Below are 16,004 nucleotides of genomic sequence, written 5' to 3'. Positions count from 1 at the left end.
TTTGTTGTTATACCCGCAGCCTGAATGAAAAACTACTCTTATCCTTTATCTATATTTGTTTATACCCTTGTCCCTCCTTATTAAACATTGCCTTTTGGCAATTTCTTTTGAAAATTTAGGAATGAAAAAAAGCTCTCTTAATAGAGAGCTTCAGACTGTAGACAAACCCCTAAATTTTAGAAACGGACGTTCCATTTAAAGTATATTTATTAAGCTCTTCGAATAAGTTGTTGCTTTCCGCTTCAAGGGTTCGCTTTCCGTGGGGCTCGCGCTGAGCCGCGGTCTGCCTATTTGGCCAGGGTCTCACCTGTCTCGCTAATTCCACAGGAGTCTCACCTATCCGCTCCAAGCAACGCATAAAAATTTAATTTAACTTTTAAAAAATCTTTTTGTCGACAAACGGAGAAGCTCTCTAATAGAGAGCTTCCCAATCATTATTTAGTAACTTCCTCTGGCTCTTTCTTAAAGGTACTCAATGCTTCTACCATTTCATGACAAGCACTAAGCCATTTGTCCTTTTCTACACCTTTAACGTGGAAGATCATTTTTAGTTTCCTTCCTTCCATGCCAAGGCCGATCATTCTGCCGTATTTGGAACTCTTCTCAAATATTTTTTGGCCATCCATTCGATCGCTTCCTTGTTCCGATAATAGAATCAGAACTTCATCCTTCGTTTGTTTTATTAATTCTACTCCCGCTCGTTTTCCATAAATTTTCATTTCTGTGATCTTGAAAAGATATGCAACTTCCTCTGGATAGTCTCCAAAACGGTCAATTATTTCTTCTCTTAGTTCTTCCATATCCTCTAAGCTTGTAACGCCTCTAAATCTTTTATACATTTCAATCTTTTGCTGTCCATCCTGGATATAAAACTCAGGAATATAGGCATCTATATCTAAATCAATTTCAATTGCCTGTTTTTGTTCTTCATCTATCGTTCCTTTTCTCTCTTCAATTGCTTCTTTTAGCATTTGAGAGTATAAATCAAATCCGACAGAATCAATAAATCCATGCTGTTGAGCGCCGAGAAGGTTTCCAGCTCCACGAATCGTTAAATCGCGCATGGCAATTTTAAAACCAGATCCTAATTCTGTAAATTCTTTAATTGCCTGTAGTCTTTTTTCTGCAACTTCTGTTAAGACTTTATCCTTCTTATACGTAAAATATGCATAGGCTACTCGATTGGAACGCCCGACTCTTCCCCTTAACTGATAGAGCTGCGATAGCCCCATACGATCTGCATCTTGGACGATTAATGTATTTACATTCGGAATATCTACCCCTGTTTCAATAATTGTTGTACTTACTAAAACATCGTATTCTCCTTCTAAAAACCCAAGCATTACTGATTCTAATTCGTTTTCCGTCATTTTACCATGCGCATAGGTAACCCTCGCATCAGGGACTAACATAGAAATCTCTTCTGCTTTTCTTTCAATGTCTTCTACACGGTTATAAAGGAAATAAATCTGCCCATTTCTCGCAAGCTCTCTTTCAATCGCTTCTCTTACAAGTCCACCGTTATATTCCATCACATAGGTTTGGATAGGGAATCTATTTTCTGGAGGTGTTTCGATAACAGATAAATCCCGTACACCTAGCATAGACATATGGAGCGTTCTTGGAATCGGTGTTGCTGTTAATGTCAACACATCCACATTTGTTTTTAACTGTTTAATTTTCTCCTTATGCGTTACCCCAAAACGTTGCTCTTCATCAATAATCAATAAACCTAAATCTCGATAGGTAATATCCTTTGATAGTATGCGATGAGTTCCCACAACAATATCAATTGTTCCAGCTTTAAGCCCTTTTATTGTATCATTTTGCTGTTTTCTCGTCCGGAATCTACTTAATAGGCCAATTTCAATCGGATAATCTTGGAAACGTTCTCTCAACGTCTCATAGTGCTGTTGAGCCAAGATTGTCGTTGGTACTAAGAAGGCAACTTGCTTTCCGTCAGCTATTGCTTTAAAAGCTGCACGGATGGCAACTTCTGTTTTCCCATAACCTACATCTCCGCAAAGAAGGCGATCCATTGGTCTTTCTCTTTCCATATCTTTTTTAATCTCATGAATGGAACGCAATTGATCCTCAGTTTCCTGATAAGCAAATGCTGACTCAAATTCCCGCTGCATTTCTCCATCTGGAGAGAATCCATAACCAACAGAAGCTTCTCTTTCCGCGTATAGCTTAATAAGATCATCCGCTATATCTTGAACAGAAGATTCTACCTTTTTCTTTACCCTCTTCCAATCATTTCCGCCTAATTTGTATATTTTCGGCTCTTTGCTCTCTGATCCTACATATTTTTGTACTAAATCTATTTGTTCAACCGGAACGTATAGCTTATCATTTCCTTGATATCGCAAATGTAAATAATCCTTGTGTACTCCATTTATTTGAAGTGTTTCAATTCCAAGATATTTACCAATCCCATGATTAACATGAACAACATAGTCACCAACATTTAATTCAGAATAGCTTTTTATTCGCTCTGCATTTGATAACTTTTGTCTTCTTTTAGAGATTTTTTTTGTTTTTGTCTTAAATAATTCTTCTTCCGTTATAACAGCTAGTTTTAAAATAGGAAGCTCGAATCCTGACTGAAGATGCCCTTCTAGCAGCTGAATTTTGCCTTCAGTAACCTTCTTAGCATTCTTTTGAATCATTACTTCCATATCGTAATCCTGCAGTACTTGCTCTAACTTTTCTAACCGTTCCGCACTATTACCAAGCATTACGACTGTATAATGATTCTTTTTCCATCTTTCCATTTCTGTTTTTAAAACATTCATTTGGCCATGGAAATTTTGCATTTGTTTACAAGAAACATTGACTATATTTTGCGGATTAGTATTTGGCACATGTCGCAAAAATAAAGATAAATAAACAATCGGCTGTCTTGCTTGATGTAAAAGATGATTGATGCTTTGGGATAAGGTTAATCCATGAATAATCTCTCCCTCGCCTAATAAGCTCGTATACCAATCAGCCTCTTCCTTCTCCAGCGTGTCGTTCATTTCTTGCACTCTACTAATTTCATCGATAATTAAAAAGCCATTAGTCGGTAAATAATCTATTAAACTGACATGTTCTCCATAAAGAATGGATAAGTATTTATATAATTGTTCAGGCTTTTGGCCATTTCTTAGCTGTTCGATTTCTCTGCTTATATTTTGCGTAAGTAATGTTTTAGTCGTGTCATCTTTTATTTTTTTTAAACTTTGGGCTAATCCCTTTTCCAGCTTGCTTAGCAGTTCATCAACCGCTTTCTCATCATAAAGAATTTCTGTAGCCGGTCCTATGCTAACGCTTTCCTTCTTTTCCTTTGAGCGTTGATCCTCAAGGGAGAAAGCTCGAATCGAATCAATTTCTGTATCAAATAGTTCAATACGGAGCGGATCCTCTTCTGTTAATGGATAAATATCTAAAATTCCCCCACGCACACTAAATTCTCCTGGTGAGGATACCATCTCCGCGCGCATATATCCCATATGAACAAGCTTTAATAAAAATGCATCTAAATCAAGGTCTTGCCCTACCGAAAGCTTTAGCTGTGCTTCTTTCCACAATTTTTTCGGAGGAAGCAGCTTTCTTAGACCCGCTACTGGCACAATCATAATCCCCGATTTTTTCTTGGCCCAGTAGTTCAATACCTCTATACGCTGCGCTTTAAGCTCTGGACTTGCAATACTAATCTCAGCCGCAATTAATTCATTTGCCGGGTATAGAAAAACTTCCTTTTCGTCCACTATATTCGTAATATCGTCATATAGCTTTTGTGCCTGCAATAAATTATGCGTCACTATCAATAACGGTTTCTTTGTTCTTTCATAAATAGAAGTCATATATAAAGTACGTGCTGAATTGGAAAGACCTGAAACTAATTGCTCATGTAATCCAGCCTCTAATCCAGAAATGACATTTTGTATATCTTCTTGCTGTTTAAATAACTCTTTTAGCCCTAACAAAAAACTTTCCCTCCCATTCCAAAAGCAAAAGCACCAATAACAAGTGGTGCAGAGCTAGTTTGTTCATGCATTTTAGTGAAGTCGTATACTAGCTTACTAGCCCTCTTTATCTTTAAGGATAAGCAATTCCTAATAATTTGTTCCTATCTTACATGAAATATTTATGATTGCAATCTATTTAGTTCTAATAAAAAGACATTATCTATATACTTCTTTCAAAAATACCCCTTAAGCAGACCTCTCTATGCTCATAAAAGCAGCTTTATTAAAAAAATGGAGAAAATACTCCTTTATGTTGTTATATACGAGATATCTTGCCTATATTCCTGCTACACAAAAGAAAACATATATACAGACAACGGAAAAATGCTTTGGATTATTCCAAAGCTTTTTTCCGAATTAAAAACAGACAGCTTGTTTGCACATTTTTCTAATGAATCAAATAATCATTTTCATAGTAACCGGGATTTTTGGACAACGACTCTTGGCAATCTTCACATATAGATTTTACCTCAATATCTCCTGTTTGATGATATTGAATCATGTCAGATCGATCTTCATCTGTTAAATGATCAAATCCTAATCGATTGGTTTCTACTGATTCTGTATCAATTGAACCTATATGCACACCACAATGTCTACAATGATAGTGTATAGCCATTCCTAAACCTCCTTACTAGTACATTAAATATAATGCTAGTATTAACCTATTCGGAGGCAAATATAACCGAATTAAACAGGAATGGAATGATATATCTTACTGGATATTATATTTATTCATTACTTGCAAAAAAGGTTCCTCTGTCCAATGCGCACATGCATCTGCACATTTCTTGATGGTACCTTCTAATATGTCCGTTTCTTCTTTTGTAAATTTCCCTAGGACATAATCAACAACTTTCATTCCATTATTAGGACGATCAATCCCAACTCTTATGCGATTAAATTTTTCTGTACCAACATGAAGAATGGTTGATTTAATCCCATTATGTCCGCCCGAACTTCCCTTTTGACGAAGTCGTATTTTTCCAACCGGCAAGTCTAAATCATCATAAATGACCACTAAATCCTCTGGCTCTAAATTATAGTAATCCATAATAGGACGAATCGACTCTCCTGAAAGATTCATATATGTAAGTGGCTTTAATAAAATTACTTTTTCTCCACCAATATTCCCAATGCCAAAATTCCCTTTAAATTTCGCTTTATCTAAAGGAATATTGTAATGGTTTGATAAAAAGTCTATTACTTCAAATCCTATATTATGTCTTGTTCTATCATATTGCTTTCCTGGATTCCCAAGTCCCACGATTAATTTCATTACAATCCCCCTGCTTTTTGTTATCACTACTATATAAGCCATACAAGAAAAAGGTTTGACCAATAGAATACTTATCGGACAAACCTTCTTTTCTTGCTAGTGCTTTTTAGAAAACGTACTTTCTAAAAATGTACAGGGAGAATTCACTTGTATGGATTGGATTACTCTTCTGTTGTATCTGGCTCTGTTTCTCTACCTTCCACATTATCAGGCATTCCTTCTTCTTGTTGTTCTCCTGTACTAATTTCTTCTTCCTGTCTTGGTGCAAGAATCGAAGCTATTACTTCTTCTGTTTCATGATTAATTTCTATTTTACCATAACCCTTAACATCTCCGACAGTAATCGTATCTCCTACTTGCAGATCTGTTACGTCAATATCAATACTAGGTGGTATATCATTAGGCTTTGCTGTTACAGTTACTTCATGTAGTGCCTGTTGCATGACTCCGCCATCTTTCACTCCAGCTGCTTCACCAACTAGCGATACTTTCACTGGTGCACTGATAGCTTTTGATAAATCAACTGCCAAAAAGTCCACATGCAATATGGATCGCTTAATTGGATCGGAATCATATTCATTTAAAACGACATTATGGGTTTCCCCATCAATATCCAGCGAAATAACGCCGTTTCTTCCAACCTCACGAATCGTTTTCAAGAAATTAGCCTCACTCAAAGAAATCGCAGTATTTTCTACTTTTGATCCATAAACAATTCCTGGAATTTCTCCGTCATTTCTTAATTTCGTTATACTTGAATGTTTGTCCGTCGTACGCTTTTTTGCCTGTAATGTTGTCGTCATTATGTCACCTTCCATTATTTTTTCAAATAAGCACTCTTATATAAAAAATGCCCTAAACGGAAGAAATTTAAACATAAAAAGAATTCCTTTCTCTTTTGAGAAAAACCGCAAATATTAATAGTCGCCTGCCTAAAGACAAGCGACTGATTAAAAAAGTTAAGTTATTAGATCTATCAATCAAACAAGAAACTTACCGACTGGTCTTGGTGAACACGTAAAATAGCTTCACCTAATAAATCAGCAACGGATAATTGAATAACATTTCCTGAAAGCTTCTTATCTCCAAGTTCAATAGAGTTTGTTACAACTAGCTCTTTAATTTTAGAATTATTAATTCTCTCCATTGCAGGTCCTGATAGTACAGGGTGTGTACAGCATGCATAAACCTCTTTCGCACCATTTTCAGCAAGAGCATTTGCTCCAAGTGTAATAGTTCCAGCTGTATCAATGATATCATCGATAAGGATAGCAATTTTGCCTTCAATGTTACCAACAATGTTCATTACTTCCGCCACATTTGGTTTTGGACGTCTTTTATCAATAATAGCAATTGGCGCTTTTAATCGTTCTGCAAGCTTTCTTGCTCTTGTAACGCCGCCATGATCTGGAGAAACAATCACAAGCTCTCCATCGAATTCACGCTGGCTAAAATAGTTACCAAGGATTGGTACACCCATTAAGTGATCAATCGGAATATCGAAGAAGCCTTGAATTTGCGGTGCATGCAAGTCTAATGTAATAACACGAGTAGCTCCAGCAGTTTCTAGTAAATTGGCTACTAATTTTGCTGTAATTGGTTCACGTGCTCTTGCTTTTCTATCTTGTCTAGCATAACCATAATACGGAATTACTAGGTTAATCGTCTTAGCAGATGCACGTTTTAATGCGTCAATCATAATTAACAATTCCATAATATGTTCGTTCACTGGTGCACTAGTTGACTGAATAACATAAACATCACAACCACGGATACTCTCTTCAATATTAATTTGAATTTCTCCATCGCTAAAACGTGTCACAGAACATTTTCCTAATTCTACTCCAATTGACTCGGCAATTTCCTGAGCTAATGCTGGATTAGAGTTTAAACTGAATACCTTCAAATTTGGATCTAAATTCTTAACTGACATGCTGAACCTCCACTGGTCTTTTTCCACTAATAGTACGAAGAATGAAACATGAAATAAAAAGTAATTATTCTTCTCTAACTTAATTATTTACGCTTGTAATTCTCTTTATTGACTTGACGGGCACGGGCAATAGAAAGTGCCTCAGAAGGAACATCATCTGTAATGGTAGATCCTGCTGCAATATAAGCGCCCTTACCTATTGTGACAGGAGCAATTAAATTGGAATTACAGCCAATAAATGCGCCATCCTCTATCGTAGTCATAAACTTATTTTCGCCATCATAATTAACCGTGATTGTACCACAGCCAATATTTACATCACTACCAACACTCGCATCTCCAATATAACTTAAGTGAGATGCTTTACTTCCTTTTCCAAATGTTCTTAATTTCAACAAAATTTCCGATCTTTACTTCATCATCAATAGTAGATGCTGGACGAATATGAGCAAACGGTCCAATATTCACATCAGAACCAATGCTGCTATCATGTGCGACAGACTGTTTGATAGCCGTATTATTTCCAACAACACAATTATTTATTTCAGTACTTGGACCAATGATACAATCTGAGCCTATGATAGTCGCACCTTTAAGAATACTCCCTGGGTATATAACAGTATCTTCTTTAATCGTTACATCTGCTTCAATATACGTATTTAACGGATCAATAATCGTTACTCCATTGCGCATATGCTGTTCATTGATACGTTTTCTCATAATTGCTTCTGCTTCTGATAAAGCAACACGATCATTCACACCAATTGTTTCATCGAAATCAACTGTTTGGAATGCACTAACTGTTTCTCCCTGCTGCTTTAAAATCTCAATAACATCTGGCAAATAATATTCACCTTGCACATTTTCGTTTGAAACATTATTTAGTGCCTGAAATAACAAAGTATTATCAAATACATAGGTACCTGTATTGATTTCAGTTATTTTTCTTTCCGCTTCTGTTGCATCCTTGTGTTCTACTATTTTTTCTACTACTCCCATTTGGTTACGAATAATTCTGCCATAACCATCTGGCTTGCTAGCGTTTGCCGTTAAAATAGTTGCCTTCGCTCCCATTTTCTCATGCTGTAAAAAGAGTGCTTCTATTGTCTCACTGGTCATAAGTGGTGTATCTCCACATATCACAAGTGTCACTCCCTCTTTATCTCCAAGAATATCCTTTGCTTGTATTACTGCATGTGCCGTTCCAAGCTGTTCTTGTTGATATACATAATTTACACTATCACCAAGCTGTGCTTTTACTTTTTCTGAACCGTGGCCAATTACTGTTACGATTGAATCCACTTGTAGCTTTTCTACTTGATCTACAACGTGCTGTACCATCGGTTTTCCACAAACAGGATGAAGCACTTTATAAAGTTTCGACTTCATTCTAGTTCCCTGTCCAGCGGCTAAAATCACTGCGTAACGAGTTGTCATTCACAGGCCTCCAATAACCTTTTTATCCACTAAAAAATATATCTTAAATACCTCTTGATTTCAAGGAATGATTCACATTTTATGTATGCTTCTTTATAAAAGGTGTTTTTTAATTGTAACATTTACCTTTTCTCCACTACAATGAGCTGCTTAAAACTTGGCATAATCGAATTACAACAAAGAAAGCGAAATACCAATCTATCTTCCACTACGTGTTAGTTGATAGGCTATAGTGGTGATTGTCCCTCATGTAAATTCCTGTTTTTTGCTTATACTTTGAAATAGGGTTCTTACTATCCACTCATCTTAGAAAAATTTTTTCTTAACTATTTTATGATACTAAAAGTAAAAGTGGTTTTCATTGGAAAATTAAGGGGTAAATAGGAGAGAAATACAAAAAAGGATTTTTGCGAATGTTATCGTGATTATTTGTAAATCATACATACTTTGCTTTCTGCAATTATTATTTTGCCTCTAGAATCCGTTTATTTTTTGAAGGGCAAAAAAAGAGCCTTACTCTTAGGAAGTAGGCTCTAGCTGCAGATTATTTTTAGGAAGCTCCAGCTTCTTCAAATTCAATTTCTAATTCACCCAGGCGGTGGTATTCTGCCAAAACTGCTTCCTGGATTTTCCCTCTTGTTCCAGAGTTAATTGGATGAGCAATATCTCTAAATTCACCATCCGGTGTTCGTTTACTAGGCATCGCTACAAACAATCCATTATTTCCATCAATTACCCTAATATCGTGAACAACAAATTCATTATCTAGTGTAATAGAGGCAATAGCTCTCATTCGTCCATCCGTATTAACTCGGCGTAGCCTTACATCAGTTACTTCCATCCTGTTCACCACCTTTACTAGAAGATAAAATCTAGTTATTAAATTCAACAGAATTTTCATAACTCCTTCTTAAAAGGCGAAATTTTTTAGAATATTTCGGATAAAATAAAGAAAAATTGCCGAAAAGTGATAAAATCCTCATTTTTTCGCTTAATCTTCGACTATTTCCCTCCATGAAGCAACTTATTTACAAAGAGCGATCACTTCAATTTCAACTAATACATCTTTAGGAAGTCTCGCTACCTCCACACAAGAACGAGCAGGCTTATGAGTAGAGAAATATTCCCCGTATACTTCATTGATTGCTTGAAAGTCTTCCATATCTTTAATAAATACAGTCGCTTTCACAACCGTTTCAAACGATGCTCCCGCTTCTTTTAAAACAGCGGATAAATTCTTAAATACTTGATGCGTCTGTGTTTGAACGTCCCCTTCTATTAGGGTTCCTTCTGCTGTTAAAGGAATTTGACCAGAACTGAAAAATAGATTATTAACAACAATTCCTTGAGAATATGGCCCGATAGCTGCTGGTGCATTACTTGTTTGAACAACTTTCATTTGTTTCTTCCCCCCTAAGATTTATTTTTTGTCAAAATAATTACCATTTTTCACAGAAATTTTCTTTTCCTTCACATCAACGCCTGAAAGTTTGACTAGTGATAAATAATCATCTACTAATCTTTCTTCCGCTTCCTCCGCTTCCACTAATACCGCTATTCCGGCAACACTTGCATTGAATTCCTCTAATAAGCTAATCATACCATTGATGGTACCACCAGCTTTCATAAAATCATCCACGATCAAAACTTTTGAACCGTCTTCCAAACTTCTTTTGGACAGTAGCATTGTTTGAATTCTTTTAGTAGAACCAGACACGTAATTAATACTTACTGTGGAACCTTCTGTTACTTTACTATCTCTTCTAACCATTACAACAGGAACGTTTAAATAATTTCCTACTGCATATGCCAAAGGAATTCCCTTTGTAGCAACTGTCATAACTACATCAATATCCGTATCAGCAAAGGCTGAGGCAAAAAGCCTGCCTACTTTTTGCACGATAGCTGTGTTCCCCAGTATATCATTCATATATAGATATCCACCTGGCAAAAGTCTTTCCGGACTCTTAATTAAATCACAAAGCTCATCTACAAATGGTTTTGCTTCCTCTTCACTGACTCTTACTTGATACTTTACTCCGCCGGCTGCTCCTGGCAATGTATGTAAAGTACCTATTCCTCTTTGCTCAAACGTCTCCTTAATAATAGCCAAATCTTCGCTTATCGACGACTTGGCTGAACTGTACTTTTCTGCAAAATAAGAAAGAGATACTAACTGCCTAGGATGCTCCAACAAGTAATTCGTCATGTCTATTAAACGTTCACTCCGACGAAACTTCATAATAGAACCCCCAAAATCCGAATATTTAAGGACAATTTTACATTATCATACGGATTTAATCAAGGGTATGCCTGTGTCCAATCATTCGGACAGCAAATACTTGATCACAAAATCCTCTTAATCCATTGTAAACACGATTCATTCTCGAATCATGTTGTATTAATCCGAAAACGGTAGGACCGCTCCCACTCATAAGAACCGCGTCTGCTCCAAACTTACAAATTTGTTCTTTGATTTGGGCAACCTCAGGATATAAGGATAAAGTGACATTTTCTAGTACATTCCCTACATTCTTACACATTAGATCATAATCCTTCGAGGAAATCGCCTCGATCATTTTTCCCGTATTCGGATGCTCAATTGTCTCTACATCTAGTCTTTTATAAATATCAGCTGTTGATACACCGATAAATGGTTTCGCTAAAATAACCCAACAAACTGGCGGTGTTGGCAACTCTTTAATGATTTCCCCTCTTCCAGTTGCAAGTGCTGTTCCTCCGTATACGCAAAAAGACACATCAGACCCTATTTCTGCTCCAATGACTGCCAATTCATCTAATGTTAATCCTAAATCCCATAACTTATTTAGACCACGTAATACAGCTGCTGCATCACTGCTTCCTCCAGCAAGACCAGCTGCAACTGGGATATTTTTTTCTATCTTTATTTCTACACCTTTTTTTACATTGAACTTTTCCTTTAATATATTTGCTGCTTGATAAGCAAGATTTCTTTGGTCATCAGGAACAAATCTATTAAGAGAAACTATTTTTATTACATCGCTGTCTAGCAGTGCTAGCTCGATTCTATCTGCTAAATCAATTGTTGTCATAATCATTTCTACTTCATGATACCCATCTGGCCTCTTATGAAGCACATCCAATGACAGATTGATTTTAGCTGGCGCTTTAACCAAAAGCTTCAATATTTCCACCCACTTAACAAATTTCATCATTTACTTTTTTCCTCCAACTAATGAAAGAGGATTTTCCTTAAAGGAGGTAATAATAGTAGGCTAGACGAACTTTATCTTTTCCTTATTCCGTACCTAACAAGCATGATGCTCATCTAATCTTCTATATGGATATAGTGATTTTACCACAAATTATTCTATTACATACAATAGAGATTGCGTTTTCCTATATTTTATCACCAATTTAAGGCAGGAATCTTTCTACCTTTACTACGGAATATAAAAGGATCTACCATTATTCCTTATATCTATACTATTTATCAATAATATAGATATAAGCTAATGATAGATCCTATTGTTACCGTGGGTAAATCCATTATGATTTAATACAAATAAGATGGACGTAAAGTGACATATGAAGTTATTCTTTATTTTGAGTAAGAAGACTCTGCTGTGCTATTTCTATCGCTCTTTTGACCATATTCCCTGCATCTCTTGCACGAATACCGCCCCAGCCCTCGTTTTGGACCACATCATAGAAACCAAGTTCTTTAGCTATTTCTTCTTTTAATCCTTCAGACATAATCCCTTTTCGTCTACCCAAAGTGAATCTCTCCTTTCATCACCCACGGTAAGCTTAGTATGTAACCATCACTAGTTTTTCATGTTATCTATTTGTTGCCAAAATCCATGCTTATTTATACATTTACATCCGCTTTATTTTGATTATCCTAATTTTTCTCCATGAAAAAAGCAGCAAACAAATTGTTCACTGCCGCTTAATGCTTTCAAGCGATATATAGTTAGCTTAAAGCAATTTGTCCTGATGTATCCTCAAAGAAGGTAATTTGAACCGTTTCTGTTAAAACATCTGCATAGCTGTATGATACACGTTCAAATGCATTTTCATCCTGATCTAACTCCACTACAAACACAGATGGATAAGTCTCTGCTAACACGCCCGAACGCTCAATTGTCTTACGACGACCGCCATTTGCCTTCAGCATAAGCCTTTTTCCTAAATTTGAATCAAGAGCTTTTTTTATATCTGATAATGTTTTTGCCATTCGGTCCACCTCACTGTGTAAAGTATATCATACTGACACAACAGAGTCAAATAAAAACATAAATTATAACAGTCTTTTTTGGAAGTTGTCAATATTTTTTATTCTTATTTTTCTCCAATTTTTCAACAAAGATAGTATGCACGAGGTGAGAATAAATATGTAGAAAAGTTCAATTTTTTTCTAATTGCCATGAAAAGCGTTTAATTTATAGAGGAAAATCCAATATCAAAAGGAAACACACAGGATGGATATCTAAATAGCCATCCCCCTCCTCTAGGCTGTTTATGGCTCTGTTATATCCTGTGTGTGGCATTTGATTACACTTCTTCTGATTGATTCGTATGATATGGCATACCTGTTCGAAGAACCCCTTTTGTTTCAATTCCCCCAAGCCCTTTTTCACCAGTTAAAGTATTTCTTAATACATCCCAAACATTTACTCTTTCCATAAATGGTGTAAAACTAATCTTTGCAACAATATAAACAGGATCAAGGGCATGAATATTTACTCTCGAAGGAGAGCTTGCGAAATTAGCTCCTGCATAAATAAGCGATTCAAAGTGGGATTGACAAGCACCAGCAAAAATAACTAACTGATCCAAATTAGGCAATTTCTTTCTCGCCTCTCTTACAGTCTGTACAAAGTATTTAGAATGCCGATATGCATTAATATCATTTTTATCCCCTAACGCCTTAGAATAAGCGTCATGGCCTGTGATAACAAGTATATCTGGACGATAATAATCCAAAAGACTGCTTATTTTACTAGGCATCTCTTTTTCATTGCAATGTACCCCGTTAACAGGGATTCCGATTTTTTCATATAAAAGTAAACATTTTTTCAAATAGTTTGGATCGCCATCAATATGCAGCACCTTGCCTGGTAGTTGAAAATAGTTAGAAGGTTTGCTATAAACCTCTGTTACTTGATACTCCTGTTTTCTTCTTAAAAGGTTCACATCTTGTCGAAATAATTGGAGAGATTGTTCCTCCATCAACTGGACCTTTTGTGAAATTTTCCGTTGCATCGGTTGATTGATTAACACTAAATCCTCATATGGAGCATCCGCAATTAGACGAAAATCCTCCCCATAAAGAATGGCGATTTTTTGACCATTTACCTCTTTTGTATCAATTATTCGAAATAATAGATCACAATGATAAGACTCTCTGCCGACGATATCCATGATGTTTATAGTCACTGTCGTCACTCCAATTAACCCAAACACGTTTCTGAGTGGTTAGTAGTATTCAATATCTATCTCTGATAAAATATGCATCTGTCTATAAAGTTGTGAGCAATTCAAAAAAGAAGAATGGAAACATAAATTCTGGAGAGTTTGATCCTGTTAACTAACTATGCCTATTATTCAGACCGTTCAGGATTTAAAAAATTTATAAGAAACCTAAAAAAGATGTACAGAAATTTTCTCTTTCCTGTTTATTCTTTAGGAAAGAGAAAATAATCTGTACACCTATTTATGGCCATTATAAACTAAACTTTTCATACAGCACATCACTTAACTTCGCAAACTCTTCGATAGACAGCGATTCTCCCCGTCTAGATGGCTCGATATTCGCTTCCTCTAGCGCTTCAATAATCTCTGCCTTTTTTTCTTTTCCACCCTCTAATTGGCTGGATAGATTGTTTAAAATAGTCTTTCTTCTTTGTGCAAAGCTCGCCCTTGTCACCTTAAAGAAAAAGTCTTCATCTTTCACCGAAACGGACGGTGTTTCTCTAATAGTTAGCCGAATGACAGCTGAATCTACATTTGGTTGTGGAACAAAGACTGTTTTCGGAACAATCATGACTACTTCCGGTTTCGTATAATACTGAATAGCTATAGAAAGGGATCCATATTCCTTCGTCCCTGGTTTAGCAGAAATGCGTTCCGCTACCTCTTTTTGAAGCATGACAACAATTCCTCTTAAAGGAAGTTTTTCTTCTAAAATCTTCATAATAATTGGTGTTGTCACATAATAAGGCAAATTAGCCACGAGCATAATATCCTGTATATCTTTAAACTCAGTGTCTAACATTTCCTTTACATTTGCTTTTAAAATATCCTGATGAATAATTTTCGCATGTGGATATGGCTCAAGCGTTTCCTTTAAAATCGGTAGTAGACGTTGGTCAATTTCATAGGCAACTACCTTTTTGCTCCGTTTTGCTAGTTGTTCTGTTAACGCTCCAATTCCAGGGCCAACTTCTATTGCACCAGATTCTTCTGTCAGTTGTGCATGATCGACAATATTTCGCAAAATGTTTGTATCGATTAAAAAATTCTGTCCTAAGCTTTTCTTAAAAGAAAAACCATACTTATCTAGGATTGCTCTTGTTCTTGCTGGCGTTGCTATATCTTTATACATTCTTATCCTCCTGGCGTATTTCCTTAATGGCTTGCGCAAACTCTTCTTTCGTAATATGAAACATCAATAATCTCTTATAAAGCTGCTTCCCATTTGTATACCCAATTTTAAGCAATCTGCCTAAGTGCTCTCTGCGCTCCTTCGAGGTGGCACCACCAATTAGTCCAGCATCTATTAAATCTTCTTTTGTAATTTCTTCTGTTATGGCTTCCTGCATAAGGTGAGCATCTTTTAATGCCTCTCTAATTGCTTCTATCGATGCGTGTTCCACCCCAACACCTTTCCCATGCTTATGAATAGCAAGTTCTTTCGGGATAAAGGCATGCTTACAATCAGGAATATGCTGTTCAATTGTATGACGAATTTTTTGACCAGGATAGTCTGGGTCGGTTAATACAATAACTCCCCTAGTTTTTTGTGCTAGCTTTATTTTATCCAATGTTTCTTGATTAATTGCTGAACCGTTTGTTTCAATTGTATCTGCATTAACCGCTCGTTTAATAGCAGTTGTGTCATCTCGTCCTTCCACTACTATTATTTCTTTAATCTTCATGGAACCTCCAAAAAAATAATTATAAAATTTGAAAAAAAAATGAAACATAATTGTAACATGAATCGTCTATATATACAGAGAGAGAAAAATTTATAATCACTATCATTATAGCTAATATTTATGTTTTAACAAATGGCTGTTTTCTGCAAACTATTTAACATATGAGAAAACAGGAAAAGAAGCAAAGAAAAAGA

At 36.0% G+C, this 16,004-nt stretch carries 14 protein-coding genes and 1 pseudogene; all 15 read right to left on the bottom strand.

Annotated features, from left to right (window positions below):
• Positions 1–434: 434 nt before the first annotated feature.
• The 15 genes and pseudogenes from mfd to rnmV all read right to left on the bottom strand — a co-directional run bounded on the left by mfd (position 435) and on the right by rnmV (position 15,810).
• Positions 435–3,974, bottom strand: coding sequence for a transcription-repair coupling factor (gene mfd / locus RTL21_RS17870; RefSeq protein WP_312097779.1), 3,540 nt, complete (start codon positions 3,972–3,974; stop codon positions 435–437).
• A gap of 430 nt (positions 3,975–4,404) precedes the next feature.
• Positions 4,405–4,635 carry an anti-sigma-F factor Fin gene (gene fin / locus RTL21_RS17865; RefSeq protein WP_312097777.1) on the bottom strand — a complete coding sequence of 77 codons (231 nt, stop codon included), beginning with the start codon at positions 4,633–4,635 and terminating at the stop codon, positions 4,405–4,407.
• Positions 4,636–4,731: 96 nt separating this feature from the next.
• On the bottom strand, positions 4,732–5,295 hold the full coding sequence (gene pth, locus RTL21_RS17860; RefSeq protein WP_312097775.1) for an aminoacyl-tRNA hydrolase: 564 nt from the start codon (positions 5,293–5,295) through the stop codon (positions 4,732–4,734).
• A gap of 161 nt (positions 5,296–5,456) precedes the next feature.
• Positions 5,457–6,098, bottom strand: a complete 642-nt coding sequence (locus tag RTL21_RS17855; protein WP_312097773.1) for a 50S ribosomal protein L25/general stress protein Ctc — start codon at positions 6,096–6,098, stop codon at positions 5,457–5,459.
• Between the two features lie 173 nt (positions 6,099–6,271).
• Positions 6,272–7,228 (bottom strand): ribose-phosphate diphosphokinase, encoded by a 957-nt coding sequence (locus RTL21_RS17850; protein WP_312097771.1) that lies wholly within the window; start codon positions 7,226–7,228, stop codon positions 6,272–6,274.
• 83 nt (positions 7,229–7,311) lie between these two features.
• Positions 7,312–8,665 (bottom strand): annotated as a pseudogene (gene glmU / locus RTL21_RS17845) (bifunctional UDP-N-acetylglucosamine diphosphorylase/glucosamine-1-phosphate N-acetyltransferase GlmU).
• Between the two features lie 550 nt (positions 8,666–9,215).
• Entirely contained in the window at positions 9,216–9,506 is a 291-nt protein-coding gene (gene spoVG / locus RTL21_RS17840) for a septation regulator SpoVG (RefSeq protein ID WP_026574035.1), read from the bottom strand.
• Between the two features lie 183 nt (positions 9,507–9,689).
• Positions 9,690–10,064 (bottom strand): RidA family protein, encoded by a 375-nt coding sequence (locus tag RTL21_RS17835; protein ID WP_312097768.1) that lies wholly within the window; start codon positions 10,062–10,064, stop codon positions 9,690–9,692.
• A gap of 21 nt (positions 10,065–10,085) precedes the next feature.
• Positions 10,086–10,907: a pur operon repressor gene (gene purR, locus RTL21_RS17830; protein ID WP_312097767.1), complete on the bottom strand. Its 822-nt coding sequence runs from the start codon at positions 10,905–10,907 to the stop codon at positions 10,086–10,088.
• A 55-nt stretch (positions 10,908–10,962) separates the two neighbouring features.
• Entirely contained in the window at positions 10,963–11,832 is an 870-nt protein-coding gene (ispE, locus tag RTL21_RS17825) for a 4-(cytidine 5'-diphospho)-2-C-methyl-D-erythritol kinase (RefSeq protein ID WP_312097833.1), read from the bottom strand.
• Between the two features lie 409 nt (positions 11,833–12,241).
• Positions 12,242–12,424 (bottom strand): small, acid-soluble spore protein, alpha/beta type, encoded by a 183-nt coding sequence (locus RTL21_RS17820; protein WP_312097765.1) that lies wholly within the window; start codon positions 12,422–12,424, stop codon positions 12,242–12,244.
• Between the two features lie 199 nt (positions 12,425–12,623).
• Entirely contained in the window at positions 12,624–12,887 is a 264-nt protein-coding gene (gene veg / locus RTL21_RS17815) for a biofilm formation stimulator Veg (protein WP_016204729.1), read from the bottom strand.
• Between the two features lie 317 nt (positions 12,888–13,204).
• Positions 13,205–14,089, bottom strand: coding sequence for a sporulation peptidase YabG (gene yabG / locus RTL21_RS17810; protein ID WP_312097761.1), 885 nt, complete (start codon positions 14,087–14,089; stop codon positions 13,205–13,207).
• Positions 14,090–14,375: 286 nt separating this feature from the next.
• Positions 14,376–15,257: a 16S rRNA (adenine(1518)-N(6)/adenine(1519)-N(6))-dimethyltransferase RsmA gene (rsmA, locus tag RTL21_RS17805; RefSeq protein ID WP_312097759.1), complete on the bottom strand. Its 882-nt coding sequence runs from the start codon at positions 15,255–15,257 to the stop codon at positions 14,376–14,378.
• Entirely contained in the window at positions 15,250–15,810 is a 561-nt protein-coding gene (rnmV, locus tag RTL21_RS17800; protein WP_312097757.1) for a ribonuclease M5, read from the bottom strand. The genes rsmA and rnmV overlap by 8 nt, the downstream gene beginning before the upstream one ends.
• Between the last annotated feature and the right edge of the window lie 194 nt (positions 15,811–16,004).

Origin of the sequence: Niallia sp., from assembly GCF_031978665.1 — a bacterium.
Classification (GTDB): Bacteria; Bacillota; Bacilli; order Bacillales; family Cytobacillaceae; genus Niallia.
This window is presented reverse-complemented; position numbering and strand designations above follow the sequence as displayed.